This is a genomic window from Streptomyces sp. NPDC026589 (assembly GCF_040638385.1).
Lineage (GTDB): Bacteria > Actinomycetota > Actinomycetes > Streptomycetales > Streptomycetaceae > Streptomyces.
On record NZ_JBEZYG010000023.1, the window covers coordinates 40,648 to 57,301 of the forward strand.

Below are 16,654 nucleotides of genomic sequence, written 5' to 3' on the forward strand. Positions count from 1 at the left end.
GATGTGGTGGGGTGTCGGCGCGGCGCTGGTCGCCAACGCGCTGTACAGCGTGGGGTTCGTGGTGGAGAAGCGGGCTCTCGGCTCGCTGCCCGCGCTCTCCGCCGGCCGGCCGCTGCGGGTGATCCGGGTACTGCTGACCAGTCCGCTGTGGATCGTCGGCGCGCTGGCGCTGGCCGCCGGGTTCGGGGCCCAGCTGATCGTCTACCGGGCGCTGCCGATCGCGGCGGCGCAGGGCATCTTCGTCTCCGGTCTGGTGCTGCTCCTGCTGTTGTCGTCGGCCGTGCTCGGTGAGGAGTCGACGGGCCGCGAACGCTACGCGCTCGGCGGGGTGCTGATCGCCCTGCTGATGGTCGTCGCCTCGGTGCGCGAGGGCGAGGACGTGGTGGGCGGCGGCGCTCCGTGGGCGCTGGTGCTCCTGGTCTGCGTGCCCGCGCTGGGGGCGGGCGTCTGGCTGTACGTACGGGTCGAGAGCCGGGCGGCCAAACGGCACCGGGTCCCGACCAGCGGCATCGGGTACGGGGTGGCGGTGGGCCTGCTCTACGGGGTCAGCTCGCTGGCCATCAAGGGCACGTCCAGCCGCCTGACCGGCCCCGGTCTCGGCGAGGCCGCATGGTCGCTGCTGGCGTCCCCGTATCCGTATCTGCTGCTGTTCACGGCGGGGGCCGGTCTGGTGATGTCGCAGACGGCGTTGCAGCGCTGCCGGGCCTCCCTCATCGTGCCGGTGTGCACCACGGTGACCAGCCTGTTCACCGCGGTCCTCGGGACGCTCGCCTTCGGCGAGACGCTTCCCGACGATCCGCTGCTGCTGGCCCTGCGCGTGGGCGGCACGGCGCTCGCCCTCTCCGTCCTGCTGGCCATGCCGCGCCACGACCCTCGGCCCGCGGCCCCGTCCTGACCCCGGATCCGGCACCACCGGCACTCCCGCCACCCCTGCCACCCCTGCCACCTCTGCCCTCCGACACCTCCGACACCTCCGACACCTCCGACACCGAGGAGCCACCCGATGAACCCCGATGACCCGCTGCTGGCCCTGCTGGCCTGCCCGCTCGACAAGGGCCCACTGTCCCTGGTGGCCGATGAGGAGGCGGAGGAGGCGCTCTACAACCCCCGGCTGCGCCTGAGTTACCCGATCGTGGACGGCATCCCGCAGTTGCTGCCCTCGTCGGGCAGGAAGGTCGGGGCGGACGACCACGAGCGGCTGCTCACCCGGCTCAAGGCCTCGGCGACGTGACCACGTTCGCCGCGGCGGTGGCGTCCCGCCTGCCCGGGGGCCTGGTCGGCTCGGCCGCCGTCGCCCTGTATCCGCGCTTCGAGCCCGAGCTCCGGCGGCTCGCCGACTTCTGTCCGCCGGACGGTATCGCCGTCGACATCGGTGGCTGGTACGGCCCCTGGTCGCGGCGGCTCGCCGCCCGCTGCGCCGAGGTGGTCACCATCGAGCCCGTGCCGCATCTGGCCGACCACCTGCGCCGGACGCTGCCGTCGAACGCCCGGGTGGTCCAGGGCGCGGCGTCCGACCGGGCGGGCACGGCGCAGCTGTGGTTCCCGGAGGGCGACAGCGGCGACCGGGGGGTGTCGTCGCTGGCCCGTCGCGACATCCACGCGCACTGCCTGGAGGTTCCGTCGATCACCGTCGACAGTCTCGGACTGAGCGGGGTCGGCTTCGTGAAGATGGACGTCGACGGCGGCGAGCGGGCGGCGCTGCTCGGTGCGGCGGAGCTGCTGCGCAAGGACCGCCCGGCCCTGCTCATCGAGCTGGAGAGCCGGCTCGGCCCGATCGCACCGGCGGTCGACCTGCTGACCGGCCAGGGCTACGCGGGCTGGCTGCTGGCGGGCCGGCGCTGGATCACGCTCGACGGGTTCGACCTGGTGGCCCACCAGGCGCGGACGGAGCACCTGGTGCACCAGGGTCTGCTGCGCCGGGCCTTCATCCCGCACCGGGAGCGGTACATCAACTCGGTGCTCTTCCTGCCGGACGGGCGGACCCCGGGCGCGGCCTGACGGTCGTGGGAGCGGGCGGGTGCCCGGAGCGCACGTCGCTCAGCGCCCGCGCGCGGGACGCGGTCCGGGAGCGGATCGTCGACCGCCGCCACCCGCAGGACGCCCGCGGTCACTGACGCCCTTGCCCGCCCCCGTCGCGCCGACGGGCGGCAGGTGAGGAGGACGGGCGGTCGACCTGGTGGACCGTCAGCTCTGCTGCGCCTCTTCGGCGTTGCGCCAGACCGTCAGGTCGATGGTGATGTAGCGACTGGGGTCGTTCGCACCGGACTTGCCGCGATAGGTCACCACGGCGATGTGCCCGGCCTTGCTGAGCACACAGATCTGCGATCCGGACGTGAGCTGGTCGAGCCCGATCTTCTCGGTGTAGCGGGTCTCCTCGCGGCAGACCTTCAGCGAGCCCTTCTGGGAGTTCTTCAGCACGACGAGCTTTCCGTTGGCGCTGCCCATCTGCTCGTCGCCGAAGAGGGAGTCCCGGTAGAAGTAGAAGTCCTTCTTGCCGTACATGACGCCGCTGTCCTCGTCCTCCAGCGGTCGGGGCGGATGGTCGGCGAGTTGCAGGGCGTAGTTCGCCGTCACGTCGATGCCCTCATACGAGACGGGCCTGGGGTCGACCGGCTTCTGCCGGGCCTTGTCCCCGGAACCACTGCCGCTCGAACCGCCGTTGGAGGAAGTCTGGGACCGGTCGCCCTTGGCCGAGGTGTCGGGGTCCTCCGGCAACAGGGCGCCGATGACACCGAGGACGACCAGCGCGCCGACGACCGAAGCGGCGACGATCAGCCCCGTCCGCTTGGGGCGCGGCGCGGCGGACTGGAAACCGGGCGAGCCCCAGCCGGTCGGCTGGGAGCCGGGCTGCTGGTAGCCGGGCTGGGCGAACCCGGACGGGTAGTGGGGCGGCGGGGTCGTGTAGCCCTGGGGGTGGGTGTTCTGCTGCCAGTGACCGGCCGGCACGGTTCCCGGCGCCCCAGGCGCTCCGGGTGCGGCGGGTCCGGTCTGTGTGGGTGCGGCGGCCACGGCGTAACCGGTCGGGGTGTACGGCTGGGCGGGGCCCGGTGCCGGGGGCTGCGGGGCGTACCGCGTCGGCGTGGGCATGGGCCCGATGGTGGGCCGGGGCGGCGGGGTGGGTGCGGGGGCGGGGAGCTGGTGGCGTTCGGTGATGGAGCCGGCGACCGCTTGCGGGAGCCAGTCCTCGCCCTGGCGCAGGGGTTCGGGGGAGATCTCGTGACACATGCGGATGATGTCGGTGAGGGTGGGGCGGTCGGCGGGGTCGCGGCTGAGGCAGCGGGTGACCAGGGGGCGCAGTGCGTCGGGCAGCCGGCTGAGGTCGGGGTCCTCGTGGACGATGCGGTAGAGGACGGCGTGCGAGGGGCCGTCGCCGAAGGCAGGTGCGCCGATCGCGGCGTAGGCGGCGATCTGGCCGAGGGCGAAGACGTCGGTGGCCGGGGTGACGGTGCCGACCGCCGCCTGTTCGGGCGACATGAACGCCGGGGTGCCGACGCTGACGCCGGTGCCGGTGAGGGCGGTGGTGTCGGCGGCCCGGGCGATACCGAAGTCGATCACCCGGGGCCCGTCGGCGGCCAGCAGCACGTTCGCGGGCTTCAGGTCGCGGTGGACGATGCCCGCACCATGGATGACACCGAGCGCCTCCGCCACCCCCACGGTCAGCAGCAGGACGCTCCGCAACGGCAGCCCGCCGTGCCGGGCCACCGCGTGCGCGAGCGACGGGCCCGGCACATACGCCGTCGCCAGCCACGGCTGCGCCCCCTCGGTGTCCGAGTCGATGACCGGTGCGGTGTACAGGCCCTGCACGCGCTGCGCGGCCCGCACCTCCTGCTGGAACCGCCGCCGGAACTCCGGATCCTCGCTGAACTCCGCCCGGATCACCTTGATCGCGAGAGGGCGACCGCCCGGCGTGTACGAGAGGTACACCTTCCCCATCCCGCCCGTGCCCAGCACGGCGGCCAGCCGGTAACCCCCCACAACAGCCGGATCGTCGGCCTTGAGCGGCTGGAACGGGTCGGTCGAAGGTGCACTGCTCATGAGAAACCATCCCCCTGGTCACGGCAGTCCGGAGCCTGCACACGCCCCGAAGATCAGACGAGAGCGTACCCAATGCCGGGGGCGAGGGTCAGGGCCTGGCGTGGCCGCATCGGAGGCGTACCGCGGCGGTGCACGACCCGTACGGGATCGGGGCCGGCGCCCTCCCGCCCGCCCGTCGGAGGGCCTTGTCGCTCCCCTGTACCGGGTCCATGCTGGTGCCGTGGCTGACCAGGCCGGCGCGCGACGCCGCCGTCGACGGCCAGTTCCTTCGCAAACGGAACGGGCCCGGCCCGCCGCCCCGGCCGTCGCCCCGCCGGAAGCGGGCTACTCCGCCATCTCGTACGCCCCCGACAGCGCCTCGACGCGCTCCCAGATCCGCGCCGAACGGGCCGCGTCGACGACGGGACGGCGTACCGCTCCGAGCGCCCAGCTCTGCTGGTCCTCGGTGGCGGAGTCCTTGCCGTGCAGCTCGACGGCGTGTGCCGAGAAGTCGCGCACGAGCACGGCGAACAGTTCGTCGAGCAGCTCCTCGTCGAGGCCGGTCAGACGGGCCTGCTCCAGGATCAGCTGGCCGTGGACGACGAGCGCGAACAGCTGGCCGACGGCGAGGAGGAGGTCGAGGTCGCGGCTCTGCTCCTCGTCGGGGGCGGCCGTCTCGACGAAGGCGCACAGCGCGTCCGCCTGCTCGCGGAAGCGGGCGACGTTCGGCACCTCGGCGTACGCGTCGAACGCGGGGCGCCAGTCGTGGAAGCGTACGGAGCCGAGGCCGCGGGCGGGTCCCTGCCGGAAGAGGAACGTGTCGTCGGCGGCGTCCAGGCGCGTCGGGACGGCCGGGAAGTCGACCGGGTTCAGCAGGTGGTTGCGCAGGAACTTGAGGATCAGCGCGAGGTTCACGTGGACCGTGCCCTCCAGCTTCGGCAGGCCCCGGATCTCGACGGCGGCCTGGGCGAAGTAGTTGTCCTTCTCGAAGCCCTTGGCGGCGATGACATCCCACATGAGGTCGATGACCTTCTCGCCCTCCGTGGTCACCTTCATCTTCGTCATCGGGTTGAAGAGCAGGTAGCGGCGGTCCTCGGGCCCGGCCGAGCGGAAGTAGTCGACGGCGCGGTCGCTGAACAGTTTCATCCCGACGAGCCGGACGTAGGCGTCGGTCAGCTCGCGGCGCACGTGCGGGAAGGCGGTGACGGGGCGGCCGTAGAGGATGCGGTTGCTCGCGTGGGTGACGGCCTCGTACATCGCGTGCTCGCAGATGCCGATGGAGGCGGTGCAGAGGTTGAACTTGCCGACGTTGACGGTGTTGAGCGCGGCGTCGAACGCGGCTCGGCCGGTGTCCAGGATGTCGGCGGGGGCCACCGGATAGCCGTCGAGGCGGAACTCGCTGACGTACTTGGAGGAGTCGACGACGTTCTTCACCAGGTGGTACGCCTCGTGGCGGCTGTCGGCCGCGAAGAAGACGTAACCGTCGGGGCCCTCGACGTCCGTGCGCCGGCCGAAGACGGAGACGAGACCGGCGGCGTTGCCGTTGCCGATGTAGTACTTGGAGCCGGAGGCCCGGAAGGCGCCGTCGACCTCGCTGTCCGGCTCCAGCAGCATGTCGGTGGAGTAGATGTCGGCGCCGTGGGTCTTCTCGGAGAGACCAAAGGCGAACACCTCGCCCTGGGAGAGGAGTCCGGCCGCCCGGTCGCGGGCGGCGGCGTTGTCGCTCTGCCAGACCGGGCCGAGACCGAGGATGGTCACCTGCCAGGCGTACCAGTAGTCCAGGCCGTAGAACCCGAAGATCTCGTTGAGTGCGGCGATCCGGGCGGTGTCCCAGCGCCGGTCCGTCCCCGCCCCGTCCACCGCGGCGGAGGCGGGGGTCAGGAAGGTGGCGAACAGCCCCTCCTTCGCGGAGAAGGCGAGGAAGTCGCCCAGCCAGGCGCGGGAGCGGTAGTCCTCGATCAGCCGGCGCTTGCCGCGCTCCTCGAACCAGTCGACGGTGGCGCGCAGCAGCCTGCGGGTCTCCGGGTCGAAGTGCTCGGGGTCGTAGGTACGCGGGTTGAACAGCAAGGACTCAGCCATGGCGGTGCCTTCCGGGAAGGGTGGGGTCGTGGTGGTTGCGGAGGGGCGGTCGGGGCGCCGTTCAGGCGTCCGGCCCCGGAGCCGCGAGCCGGTTGAGGGTGTCGAGTACGTCGTCGAGCCAGGCGATCGTCATGCGCTCGAACGCGATGCCGCCGCGCAGCACGACGTGCTGGAGCTCCTGGCCCGCGTCCGCGGGCGCGGGGGCATCGGGCCCGGTGAAGTCGCGCAGTTCCCCGGCGAGGTAGTGCGCGAGCCGGTCCCGGTGCGCCTGGTGGTGCCGCTCGACCTCGCGGATCAGGGCGGCCGGGTCGTCGAAGGCCGCGCCCCGGATCTTCACGGCGAGGTCGTGCCGGAGGCTCTCCGGTTCGATCGGCTTGTGCAGCCACGCGGCGAGGGCCGCGCGGCCGGTCCCGGTCACGGAGTACTCCTTCTTGTCCGGCCGCCTCTGCTGCTCCACCGCGCGGACGAGGAGCTGGCCCTCGGTCACCATCCGCCCGAGCACGCGGTAGATCTGCTGGTGGGTGGCGGTCCAGAAGTACCCGATGGACCGTTCGAACCGCCGGGCCAGCTCATAGCCGGAGCCGGGCTTCTCCAGCAGGGAGACGAGGATCGCGTGGTCGAGGGCCATACCGCGATCCTTCTATGCAACTCGTTGCATAGACAAGTCGTGGGGCCCCGGTGAGACACGGCTCACCCGGACCCGGGGCCGGGGCGTGTCCGGGCGTCGCGTCGGGAGGACTCGGCCGAGCGCCGGTCGAGCCAGGAGGTCACCGGGGCCGCCGCGACCCCGTGGACCACCACGGAGATCAGGACGGAGAAGACGACGACCGCCCACATCTCCCTCTCGTACGGCCCGAAGTCCCCCTTCCCGAAGGCGTAGGCGAGATAGAAGAGCGAGCCGATGCCCCGGATCCCGAAGAAGGCGATGGCCGCGCGCTCCTCCGGGCGGCCCGGGCCCCGCAGCTGGGCGAGCCAGCCCGCGGCCGGGCGGATGAGGAGGTGCAGCAGCACGCCGACCGCCGCGCCCCTCCAGGTGAGCGCGGCCAGACCGCCCGATGCCAGAAAAGCGCCCACGCCGAACAGCAGCAGGGCCATCAGCAGGCGTTCGATCTGCTCGACGAAGGCGTGCATCACCTGGTGGTAGCCATGGCTGTGCTCCGACCGGCGCAGGGCGCACGCGGTGACGAAGACCGCGAGGAAGCCGTAGCCGTGCAGAGCCTCGGTGAGGCCGTAGGCCAGGAAGGTCGCCGCCAGCGCCACGAACCCCTCGCCCTGTTCGGCGAGCCGCAGCGATCTGGCGCGGGACCGGAAGAGCACCCGCCCCAGCAGGAGGCCGATGGCGAGGCCCACGGCCACGCCCACGGAGACCCGGACGAGCACGTCGCTCCAGAGCCAGTGCGTCAGCCAGCCCCCGGCCCCGCTCTCCCCCGCGGCGGCCAGGGCGATGGCCGCGAGGACGAACGGAAAGGCGAGGCCGTCATTGAGTCCGGCCTCGCTCGTCAGCGCGAAGCGGACCTCGTCCTCGTCGTTCTTCTCGGCGGACGGCTCCCCCACGCGCACCTCGGAGGCGAGCACGGGGTCCGTCGGCGCGAGGACCGCGGCCACCAGGAGCGCCACGGACACCGGCCAGTCGAGCAGCCCCCACACGGCCAGCGCCGTCGCCCCGATCGTCAGTGGCATCGCCAGCCCGAGCAGCCGCCAGGTCGAGGCCCAGGACCTCCACCCGAAGGGGCGGTTGATGGCCAGCCCCGCTCCCATCAGCGAGACGATCACGCAGAGCTCGCTGAGGTGGTGCACCCAGAGGCGGTCGGCGACCGGGTCGACCTCCGGCAGCGGCAGCGGCGTCAGGTAGAGGGTCGCTCCGGCGGCCAGGAAGACGATCGGCACGGAGACCGGCAGACGGGAGAGCAGCCGGGGCAGCACCGCGGCGAGGAAGGCTCCGATGCCGAGGCACGCGTACACCGCGCCTTCGGTGGTGATCGACACGTGCGGTGTCACCCTCCTGTCGTGTAGTCAGGCCAGATCGCGGGGAACGGTCTCGTTCCAGGTGCGGGAGAAGACCCGGCGGCCGTCTTCATAGCCGTCCAGGGTGGCGTCGACGATGAACTCGTCCGCGTTCGCGGTCAGGACGGTGCTCGTCTCGACCCGCACATCCCAGCCGGGCCGGGAAAACCGCATGGTCCACGCGGACCGGCCGCTCGGAGAGGTGAAGTCGTCGGCCACGGAGGTGTACCTCTCGCACGCCCGCAGCCCCACCTCGATGCCGTTCTCCTCGTACCGCTGCGTTCCTCGGTCCTTCACGATGTCGAGGGCCGAGTGGTAGTCCACCAGGCTCCTGGAGACGTTCCAGGCCTGCTCGGGTTCGGTCAGCCGGGTGACGGGCGGCGGTCGGCACCCCTCCGGCTCCCCGAATTCCGCCTGGGGCATGCCGTCCGGCTCCTCGGTGGGGCGTACGGGCAGGGTCAGCTCACCGCCGTCCTCATGAACGGTGAGCAGGACGGGTTCCGGCGCCGGCCACACCAGGGGCCAGTACGAGGTCGAGAGGGAGAGCCGGACCCGGTGGCCGGGCGGGAACGCCTGCGCGACCCCGTTCAGCGGGACGCGGACGCGGCAGCGCCGGCCGGGCTCCAGTGGTTCGGGGTGCTCGTCGCTCTCGCGGTGGGTCAGGTTCAGCACTCCGTATGTCACCCGGGTGGCGCGGCCGTCGGGTGCGACGTCGGAGATCCTGGCCGTGATCTGGGCGACCGGAGCGGAGGCCGAGACCTCCAGGGCGACGGACGGCGAGCCGAGGATCTCCAGCCGCTCGGTGAGCGGTTCGGTCTCGAAGACCAGGGAGCCGCCGTCCTCCTCGCGCTGGTCGTAGGGCAGGTCGGGCGGAGCGTTGTACGAGGCCCACTTGCCGGCGAACTGGCCCACGGAGAGCGGCGACTGGACGGTACGGGTCCGGCCTCGCGGGAGCGGCTCCTCGTCGTCCGGCGTCACGATGGTGGAGCCCCGCAGCGGGTGCGCCACTTCCTTGATGTGCGGCGAGGGCCAGGAGGGCTCGGCGACCCAGCGGCCGGGGCGCTCCTCGTAGGAGGTGGACGGCGGGACGCTCTCCTGCATCCAGGCCTGGAGCATCGGCCCGTCCATGACCCCGTTGTCGATACCCTTGAGCCAGTGGTCCCACCACGCGACGACTTCCTGGAGGTAGCCGATGGCCGGTCCGGGCTCGCCGAGGTGCGGCAGTGTGTGGGACCAGGGTCCGATCAGCCCCTTGCGGGGGACGTCCACGTTGGCCAGGAGCCGGGTGACGGCGTTGGAGTAGCCGTCCGCCCAGCCGCTGGAGGCGAGGACGGGGCAGCGCAGCCGCGCGTAGTCCTCGTTGAGGGACGCGTGCTGCCAGTAGGCGTCGCGGCGTGGGTGGCGGAGCCATTCCAGGACCCAGGGGCGGGCGGCCTCCAGCCGCTCCCGCCACATGGCGCGCCACCGCTCCCCCACCAGGGCGGGGTCGGGCGGGCAGGTGGCGTACGCGAACATCGTGCCGGCCTCGGCGAGGTTGTCGGAGAGCATGGCGCCGCCGAGGTAGTGCATGTCGTCCGCGTACCGGTTGTCGGTGAACGAGGCGATGACGATGGCCTTCAGGCTCTCGGGCTGCCGGGCCGCCGTCTGGAGCGCGGCGAAGGCGCCCCAGGAGATGCCCATCATGCCGGTGCTCCCGTCGCACCAGGGCTGCGCGGCGACCCAGGCCAGCACCTCTTCGGCATCGCGTTGCTCCAGCTCCAGGTACTCGTCCAGGAGCACGCCCTCCGACTCCCCCGTCCCTCGCAGGTCCACGCGTACGCATGCGTAGCCGTGGCCTGCGATGTACGGGTGGTGGATGGCGTCGCGGGTCGAGGTGAGGTCGTTCTTGCGGTAGGGGATGCACTCCACGACCGCGGGGACCGGGTCCCCGTCGGACGAGGTGGGCCGCCAGATCCTGGCCGACAGGCGCACTCCGTCCGCCATGGTGATGGTGACGTGGTCCTCTTCCCCCGTCTCGTACGGAAGGTGTTCGACACATCGCATACGGGTGGCAGGGTCCTTCCTGGCGTCGGGTCCGGTGGGGGCGGGTACCCGGGGCGTCACGAGGAATTCCGGCCGCGCCCGCCCGGGCGCGTCTCGTCGAAGCTCAGGCCGAGGGCCGCGACGCAGGCGTCGAACTTGCGGCGCAGGTCGTCCTCGTCGTCCCCGCCGGTGAAGATGTGGGCGACCTCGTAGCTGTAGCTGTCCTGGCCGCTGACCGAGGAGAGCCGCTGGCCCTCGGAGGGGACCATGTCGATCCGGACACCCGGGATCTCCCGCTCGATGGCGGCGATGTCCTCGGCGGTCGGCACCTGGTGGACTCGGCCCTCGCCGAACCAGCGGTAGTACCATTTGGCGGCCACCTTGTAGCGGCCGCCGCCGGGCGGCAGGGCCGGGTCGCCGCCCAGGGCGAGCCGGAACATCCGATGGTGGTTGGGCACGCCGTCGACGAAGTCGAACATCTCCGCGTGCGACTGGGAGTGCCGGGGGTTGATCTCCAGCAGGCTGATGTCGGCTGTCTTCGGGTCGTAGAAGTACTCGATGCTGAAGGTCGCCGCGTCCATGCCGATCTGCCGCATGGTGCGTTCGCTGACCTCGTGCAACCGCTGGATCACCGGGGCCGGGAGGGTACTCGGGTACTGGTGGCGCAGGAAGGACGAGGAGCCGGGGTAGTTGATCGAGTCGATCACGCCGTAGACGGTGACCTCGCCACGGTGGACATACCCCTCGACAGCCACCTGGATACCCGTCATGGCCTCTTCGGCCAGACAGACCTGCCCGCCGACCCCTGCCATGTCCGGCGGGAGTTCCAGAAGATCGAGTATGGCTTCGAAGGGCTTTCCCACCCTGGCTATTCCCTCGCGTATCTCCGTGACCGCCGACCGGAATTCCGTCATGTCCGAGACGCCGAATGCCAGCTCGGAGGAGTAGGCCAGGGCGGGCTTGAGCCACATGGGGAAGTTCACGCCGTCCGGCGGCCGGGGATCGTCGCTCTCCAGATCCACCCGGCCGAAGCGGGGGTACTCGTCGATGACCTTCTGCTGCTCCAGCCGACTCCAGTACTTGTGCTCGCACTTGACGACGGATTCCAGGTCGGCACTCGTCGTGCCGTACTCCCTGCTCAGCATGGGTACGAGCGTGCTCACGGGGAAGTCCCAGTAGCCGACGATCGCGTCGATGCCTCCCTCGTGCGCGTCGAGGACGGCGCGGGCGCGGGTCATCAGTTCGTCGACGGTGGTCTCGTCTCGTCCTCCTGTAACTCCTTGATGCTGAGCAGGGGGTGGAGGCGGTGGTGGCGGGCGTCCGGAACGGCTTCCAGCGTTCGCAGGTTCGCCTCGTCCATTCCGACGACGAAGATGTTCTTGCGCTGGTCTCGGGACACGGGCTCTTCTTTCGGTCGATCGGCGGGGACTTGCGCCGTCTACCCGTGTGCCTGTGTTCAAACGGAGTCACCCGAGGCCGGGGGCCGGGGCGGGTGTCAGGCCCGGGGCCTCGTGCGACCCCCGGGCGGGGCCTCGCCGGTGATGCCGCGGGCGGGGCGGAGCTCGCGGCACCGCAGCGGGCGGTGGACGCGGACGCGGCGATCCGGGCCACGGCGCGTTCGGACGACGTCGACCGGGGCACGCCCTCTCCCGAGCCCGTGGAGCCGGCGTACCGGCCGGCCGGAGTCAGCGCGGCACAGGCGGTGTTCGTGGAGGGGGCACGGTGTGGCGGTGTGGGACACAGCCGATTCGGCCCCGCCCCTCCTCAGGGCGTCAGCGGTGTGCGCAGGGCCGAGCGGCCCTCGCGCCACGCCGCCAGCAGGTGATCCCCGAGGAGGTCTTCCAGGTGGCCGGTCGCCTCGATGCCCAGGACGACGTCCGCCGCCAGGCCGGGCTCGTCGTCCAGCAGGCCGCCGATCACCTCGTGGCGCACCACCTGTTCGTGGACCGCGTCGGCTTCCACGTGCTCGTCGTAGAACCGCTGGGCGGCGGGGCCCGCGCCCGCGCGGCGCAGGGCCTCGGCCAGCCTTCTCGACCCGGGGGACGAGGTGATCTCCACGGTGGCGAAGTGCCCGACGAGCGCGCCGCGCAGCCGCCGGTGGAGACCGAAGAGGGACATCAGGTTGACGGTGGCCAGGGCCTGGGCGGGCGCGGCGTCGAGGTAGCGGCCGTACCGCGCGTCGAGGCCGAGGTCGGTCATCAGGTCGGCGAAGAGCTGGGCGTGGATGTCCTCGGCCCGGCCCGCGCCGAATTCGTCGAACTCGACGGCGACCATCGCCGCCTTCGCCCGGCCGTGGAGCCTGGGCACCACCCACAGGTGCGGGTCGGCTTCCTTGAGGTGGTAGAGAGAGCGTACGGCGGCGTACTCGCGCAGCTGCCACAGCGCCCCCTCCCGCCGGAGGTGGTGGCTGACGCTGCGGCCGTCGTCCCCCACGGGCTCCAACTGGAGCGCGTCGACCGCCTGCGCCACGTCCTTCCCGCCGGGGCCGCTGTCGCGGCGCAGCGCGTCCAGGAAGACATCCTCGGCCGCCGCGCGCACGGCGAGCAGTGCGGGATCCCATTCCAGGCGCTCGTCCACGCCCGCGAAGCCCCGGTAGTGGAGCTCGTACAGGACGTACAGGAGCAGTTGGAGGTCGTCCCCGTACGGGTCGGAGCGGCGGACCGCACCGGCTTCGGGCAGAGGTGCTCCGCCGCCCGCCAGCACGGCGAGGACGCTCTCGCTCAGGGGGCCGCGCGCCCGGGGAAGTCCGGGAGACGCCACGGGGCTCCTGTGGATGGTGGTGTCCGGGGTCGTCACGGTCGGGACTCCTCCTCGCCCTCCTGGGGCTGTCGGCCGCCGGGCGGCGCCCCGGAGGGCCCAGCCGGCTTGCGGCGGCGGTGGCTGGTGTCGCACCAGGGGTAGGCGCGGCTGCGGCGGCAGGTGCAGACGGCGACGACGAAGCGGTCGGACCGGGTCGTCGTGCCGTCGTCGCCCACGACCTCGACCGGCCCTTCCACCAGGATCGGGCCTTCCCGGTTCACCACCACGCGGCGGGGCGTCTCATTTCTTCCGGGCACGGATCACCACCAGCTCTTCCCTGTCCAGACGGTCCCGCAGCAGTCCCTTGTCCCGCAGCCAGGCCGCCCGGCGTCGGGTGACCGGGCCGAACGGGATCGTCACCCGGTCGGTCACGGTGACGTCCAGTCCGGCCGCGGAAAGCCGGCCGACCGTCTCCTCGGGGCGGCTCAGCCCCGACTGGACCAGCAGGAGCAGCCCGCCGGGGCGCAGCGCGGTGAAGGCGTCGTCACAGATGCGGTCGAGGATCACCCGCCCTTCGGGGCCCGCGTCCCAGGAGCGGCCGGGCCCGTGCCGTGGCACCGACAGGCCGGGAGCCGGAACGTACGGAGGATTACTGACCACGGCGTCGAACGTGCGGCCGGGCAGGGCCCCGAGCAGGTCACCCCTGCGTACGGTGACGGGCAGGCGGGCCAGCGCGGTGTTCAGCCGTGCGGACGCGACGGCCCGGCGGCTGATGTCCACCGCGGTGACGCGGGCCCCGAGCCGGGCGGCGTGCAGGGCCAGCGCGCCACTCCCGGTGCAGAGGTCCAGCAGGTCCGTGCCCGGGCCGATCCCCTCGCGGCGCATGGCCAGGGCGAGGAGAAGGGTGTCGGTCTGTGGCCGGTAGACGCCGGGCAGCCGCACGACCCGGCCCGGCCGAGGAGCTTCCGCGGCCTGCCGCCCGGCCCTGCCGGACTCGTCGGGCAGGGTCGGCCGCGCCATCGGGCCGTCCTCGCCCTCGGGTACCCGAACCTCCGGCCCGTTCAACGGCCGGTACGCCCGTCGGGCCGGTCCCGCTGCTCCTGGCGGCGCGCCTCGGCCTGCCGGCGTCGGCCCTCCTCCTTGCGGTCCTGGTCGTCGAGCGCCTTGCCGTCCGATTCCATGGCCAGTCCGCGGGCCTTCAGCACCTTGGCCCGCAAGATCCTGCGTACGTCACGCATCGTGTTCCTCCTGTGCGGTCAGTGGTGGTTCCACCATCGATCGGTTCAGGTCTCCTCGCCCCCGGCGCGCCCCTCAGGGTCCGCTATCCGGGCGTGTCTGTTCCCGGTGGCTCGCGCCGCTGTACTGGAGTGACCCCGAACGGCCCCGCCAAACCTGCGGCGCTCGCCGCACCGGGGGCACCGGCCGTGCGCCGGAGGTCCGTCGTACGCTGAATCCGACGTTCGGACCGGCAGGGGAACGGACGAGCGGAGCTACAGGAGGCCGAGGTGGCCGCAGAGACGCCGGCCGACGCGACGGTGGCCGAGGTGATGGCCGAACTGGCCGCACTGGAGGATCCGAGGGCGCGCGCGGTGAACGAGAAGCACGGCGACGATCACGGGGTGAACCTCGGAAAGCTGCGTGCCCTCGCGAAGCGGCTGAGGACGCGGCAGGAACTCGCGGGCCGGCTGTGGGAGACGGAGGACACCGCGGCGATGCTGCTGGCCGTCCTGATCTGCCGGCCGAAGGCGTTCGAGCGTGACGCCCTGGACGCGATGGTGCGTGAGGCCCGCGCGCCCAAGGTGCACGACTGGCTCGTGAACTACGTGGTGAAGAAGAGCCCGCACGCCGAGGAGCTGCGCCTGGCCTGGACCGCCGACCCGGAACCCGTGGTCGAGAGCGCCGGCTGGGCGCTCACCACCGAGCGCGTCGGGAAGAAGCCCGATGACGTCGACCTCCCGGGGCTGCTCGACGTCATCGAGGCACGCATGAAGGACGCTCCGGACCGTCTGCAATGGGCGATGAACCACTGCCTGGCACGGATCGGGATCGATCACCCCGGCCTCCGCGCCCGCGCCGTCGGCATCGGTGAGCGGCTGGAGGTGCTCAAGGACTATCCGACCTCTCCGGGCTGCACGTCCCCGTTCGCCCCCGTCTGGATCGCCGAGATGGTGCGCCGGCAGGACGCCGCCTGAGGGCTGCCCGGCTGCCGGGCCCTTGGCAGACGCCTCCGGCGGTCCTCAGGTCCGGGCGGCCGAAGGACCGCCGTCTTCCTCCGCCGAGGCCGGGGCGGGGGTGGGGGCGGGTCGCGGGCCGGGGACGCGGCGCGGTCCGATGAGCGTGACGGTGGTGAGCACGGCGACGATCGCGAGCGCCGCGGACACGCCCAGCACGGCTCGGGCCCCGTCGGTGACCGCCTGGGCGCCGTGGCCGCCGTGGAGGGTGAAGACCGCGCCGAGCGCCGCGGTTCCGACCCCCGCGCCGAGGGACGCGAGGGTGGCGACGGTCCCGGCGACCATGCCGACCCGTTCGGGGGCCGTGACCCGCACGGCGACGGCCATGACGGGTGCGCCCGCGATGCCGCCGCCCGCTCCCCAGGCGAGCAGCGGCACCAGGAGCGCCCACCACGGGGTGTCGGGGGTGATCAGCAGCGCCAGAGCGGCGAGGCCGACGCCCTTGAGCGCGTAGCCGGCGCCGATGACCAGGCCGGGTGCCGAGTGGCCGATCAGTCGGGAGCCGACCAGGCCCATGACGATCTGGGCGAGGAAGATCGGGGTCATCAGCAGGCCCGCCCCGGTCGGGCCCCATCCGAGGCCGTCGGAGAAGTACAGCACCAGGTAGACCGAGCCGCCGATGGTCAGGACGCGGCTGAGCAGGACGGCCAGCATCGCACCGGAGAACGCGGGCCGGCCGAACATCCGCAGCTCCAGCGTCGGCGCGGGCACCCGGAGCTGGACGGCCAGGAAGGCGGCCAGCGCCAGGCAGGCGGTGAGCAGCACGGCGGTCTCCCGCCCGGACCAGGGTGCGTCGCCGGAGCGGAGCATCAGCAGCGTCGCCGCGCCGAGGCCGAGCATGAGCAGCAGGCTGCCGAGCCAGTCCGTCCGCCCCGCCCCCGGCGCCCCCGGGGAGCGGGGCAGCACGCGTACGGCCAGCACCCAGGCGGCCACGCCGAGGGGCAGGTTGACCGCGAAGACCGCACGCCAGCCGAAGGTCTCGGCCAGCACCCCGCCGAGGGTCGGCGCGAGCAGGCCCGCCGCGGTCGCGAACGAGCCCCAGGCGCCGATCGCGAGGTCGCGCTCCTCGCCCTCATAGCGGTCGGAGAGCAGCGGAATGCCGTTCACCATGATCGCGGCGGCCCCCGCCCCCTGGACCACACGTGCGGCGTTGAGCCACAGCAGATCCGGCGCCACGGTCGCGGCCAGGGAGGCCAGGGTGAACACGGCGATCCCGGCGAGGAACAGGGCCCGTCGGCCCCACCGGTCCGACAGGCTTCCGACGACCTGGGTGAGCGCGCCCATGGCGACCATGTACGTCACCACCACGGACTCGGCCGAGGCTCCGTCCGCGACGTCGGCGCTGATCAGCGGGAGCCCGATGGCCACGATCGTCAGGTCGACGACCACCAGGCCCGTGGAGGCCATCACGAGCACCAGCACCCCGCTCAGCGGCGGAAGGCGTCGGGACTTCTGAGCAGGCATGCGAAATCGGCCTCCGGGCTCGAACGGGCGTGGACGGCCCGCACGGCGAGAGCAGGCGAACGAGCCCTTGCGGCCCGTGACATGGCCAGCCTGGCTCCCCC

Annotated in this window: 14 protein-coding genes and 2 pseudogenes; 5 read left to right on the forward strand and 11 right to left on the reverse strand. The window is 72.4% G+C overall.

The genetic code is table 11. The features are described 5' to 3' along the window. The first annotated feature begins 1 nt into the window (after position 1). From AB0F29_RS31625 to AB0F29_RS31635, 3 genes are all read left to right on the forward strand, one after another. Positions 2 to 895, forward strand: a complete 894-nt coding sequence (locus AB0F29_RS31625; protein ID WP_361879276.1) for a hypothetical protein — start codon at positions 2 to 4, stop codon at positions 893 to 895. A gap of 108 nt (positions 896 to 1,003) precedes the next feature. Then, the gene (locus tag AB0F29_RS31630; protein ID WP_361879279.1) at positions 1,004 to 1,231 is read left to right on the forward strand and encodes a Trm112 family protein; all 228 of its coding nucleotides are present in this window, start codon (positions 1,004 to 1,006) and stop codon (positions 1,229 to 1,231) included. Next, positions 1,228 to 1,998 carry an FkbM family methyltransferase gene (locus AB0F29_RS31635; protein WP_361879282.1) on the forward strand — a complete coding sequence of 257 codons (771 nt, stop codon included), beginning with the start codon at positions 1,228 to 1,230 and terminating at the stop codon, positions 1,996 to 1,998. The genes AB0F29_RS31630 and AB0F29_RS31635 overlap by 4 nt, the downstream gene beginning before the upstream one ends. 186 nt (positions 1,999 to 2,184) lie before the next feature. On the opposite strand, the gene AB0F29_RS31640 is transcribed toward AB0F29_RS31635, so the two are convergent. The 6 genes and pseudogenes from AB0F29_RS31640 to AB0F29_RS31665 all read right to left on the reverse strand — a co-directional run bounded on the left by AB0F29_RS31640 (position 2,185) and on the right by AB0F29_RS31665 (position 11,518). After that, the gene (locus AB0F29_RS31640; RefSeq protein ID WP_361879284.1) at positions 2,185 to 4,035 is read right to left on the reverse strand and encodes a serine/threonine-protein kinase; all 1,851 of its coding nucleotides are present in this window, start codon (positions 4,033 to 4,035) and stop codon (positions 2,185 to 2,187) included. A 324-nt stretch (positions 4,036 to 4,359) separates the two neighbouring features. After that, positions 4,360 to 6,093: an acyl-CoA dehydrogenase family protein gene (locus AB0F29_RS31645; RefSeq protein ID WP_361879287.1), complete on the reverse strand. Its 1,734-nt coding sequence runs from the start codon at positions 6,091 to 6,093 to the stop codon at positions 4,360 to 4,362. Positions 6,094 to 6,154: 61 nt separating this feature from the next. Continuing rightward, a complete protein-coding gene (locus AB0F29_RS31650; protein ID WP_361879290.1) occupies positions 6,155 to 6,721 on the reverse strand; it encodes a PadR family transcriptional regulator in 567 nt (188 codons plus the stop codon). Between the two features lie 62 nt (positions 6,722 to 6,783). Further along, complete coding sequence (locus tag AB0F29_RS31655; protein ID WP_361879293.1) at positions 6,784 to 8,079, reverse strand: cation:proton antiporter; 1,296 nt, start codon at positions 8,077 to 8,079, stop codon at positions 6,784 to 6,786. Positions 8,080 to 8,106: 27 nt separating this feature from the next. After that, on the reverse strand, positions 8,107 to 10,140 hold the full coding sequence (locus tag AB0F29_RS31660; RefSeq protein WP_361879296.1) for a CocE/NonD family hydrolase: 2,034 nt from the start codon (positions 10,138 to 10,140) through the stop codon (positions 8,107 to 8,109). A 56-nt stretch (positions 10,141 to 10,196) separates the two neighbouring features. Then, positions 10,197 to 11,518 (reverse strand): annotated as a pseudogene (locus AB0F29_RS31665) (ATP-grasp domain-containing protein). A 144-nt stretch (positions 11,519 to 11,662) separates the two neighbouring features. On the opposite strand from AB0F29_RS31665, the pseudogene AB0F29_RS31670 reads away from it, so the two are divergent. Continuing rightward, positions 11,663 to 11,830, forward strand: a pseudogene (locus AB0F29_RS31670) (HAD family hydrolase); the annotation flags it as partial. 53 nt (positions 11,831 to 11,883) lie between these two features. Here AB0F29_RS31670 and AB0F29_RS31675 read toward each other — a convergent pair. Genes AB0F29_RS31675 through AB0F29_RS31690 form a run of 4 tightly spaced genes read right to left on the reverse strand, consistent with a single transcriptional unit; the run spans position 11,884 to position 14,096 of the window. Further along, positions 11,884 to 12,915 (reverse strand): iron-containing redox enzyme family protein, encoded by a 1,032-nt coding sequence (locus tag AB0F29_RS31675; RefSeq protein ID WP_361879299.1) that lies wholly within the window; start codon positions 12,913 to 12,915, stop codon positions 11,884 to 11,886. Then, complete coding sequence (locus AB0F29_RS31680; RefSeq protein WP_361879485.1) at positions 12,912 to 13,145, reverse strand: CDGSH iron-sulfur domain-containing protein; 234 nt, start codon at positions 13,143 to 13,145, stop codon at positions 12,912 to 12,914. Before AB0F29_RS31680 ends, AB0F29_RS31675 begins: the two co-directional genes overlap by 4 nt. Before the next feature lie 13 nt (positions 13,146 to 13,158). After that, a complete protein-coding gene (locus AB0F29_RS31685) occupies positions 13,159 to 13,878 on the reverse strand; it encodes a HemK2/MTQ2 family protein methyltransferase (protein WP_361879302.1) in 720 nt (239 codons plus the stop codon). A gap of 41 nt (positions 13,879 to 13,919) precedes the next feature. Further along, positions 13,920 to 14,096 (reverse strand): hypothetical protein, encoded by a 177-nt coding sequence (locus AB0F29_RS31690; RefSeq protein WP_361879303.1) that lies wholly within the window; start codon positions 14,094 to 14,096, stop codon positions 13,920 to 13,922. A 267-nt stretch (positions 14,097 to 14,363) separates the two neighbouring features. Between AB0F29_RS31690 and AB0F29_RS31695 the strand changes: the two genes are divergently transcribed. Beyond that, positions 14,364 to 15,050, forward strand: coding sequence for a DNA alkylation repair protein (locus AB0F29_RS31695; protein WP_361879306.1), 687 nt, complete (start codon positions 14,364 to 14,366; stop codon positions 15,048 to 15,050). Between the two features lie 45 nt (positions 15,051 to 15,095). Here the strand turns inward: AB0F29_RS31695 and AB0F29_RS31700 are convergent, their stop codons facing one another. Further along, positions 15,096 to 16,553: an MFS transporter gene (locus AB0F29_RS31700; protein WP_361879309.1), complete on the reverse strand. Its 1,458-nt coding sequence runs from the start codon at positions 16,551 to 16,553 to the stop codon at positions 15,096 to 15,098. Positions 16,554 to 16,654: the final 101 nt, after the last annotated feature.

What these genes read in the sequence shown, in the direction of transcription:
- AB0F29_RS31685 (WP_361879302.1), bottom strand. Translation starts at nt 13,878, where the DNA reads ATGGCGCGGCCGACCCTGCCCGACGAGTCCGGCAGGGCCGGGCGGCAG.
- AB0F29_RS31630 (WP_361879279.1), top strand. Translation starts at nt 1,004, where the DNA reads ATGAACCCCGATGACCCGCTGCTGGCCCTGCTGGCCTGCCCGCTCGAC.
- AB0F29_RS31645 (WP_361879287.1), bottom strand. Translation starts at nt 6,093, where the DNA reads ATGGCTGAGTCCTTGCTGTTCAACCCGCGTACCTACGACCCCGAGCAC.
- AB0F29_RS31640 (WP_361879284.1), bottom strand. Translation starts at nt 4,035, where the DNA reads ATGAGCAGTGCACCTTCGACCGACCCGTTCCAGCCGCTCAAGGCCGAC.
- AB0F29_RS31690 (WP_361879303.1), bottom strand. Translation starts at nt 14,096, where the DNA reads ATGCGTGACGTACGCAGGATCTTGCGGGCCAAGGTGCTGAAGGCCCGC.
- AB0F29_RS31660 (WP_361879296.1), bottom strand. Translation starts at nt 10,140, where the DNA reads ATGCGATGTGTCGAACACCTTCCGTACGAGACGGGGGAAGAGGACCAC.
- AB0F29_RS31650 (WP_361879290.1), bottom strand. Translation starts at nt 6,721, where the DNA reads ATGGCCCTCGACCACGCGATCCTCGTCTCCCTGCTGGAGAAGCCCGGC.
- AB0F29_RS31700 (WP_361879309.1), bottom strand. Translation starts at nt 16,553, where the DNA reads ATGCCTGCTCAGAAGTCCCGACGCCTTCCGCCGCTGAGCGGGGTGCTG.
- AB0F29_RS31625 (WP_361879276.1), top strand. Translation starts at nt 2, where the DNA reads ATGTGGTGGGGTGTCGGCGCGGCGCTGGTCGCCAACGCGCTGTACAGC.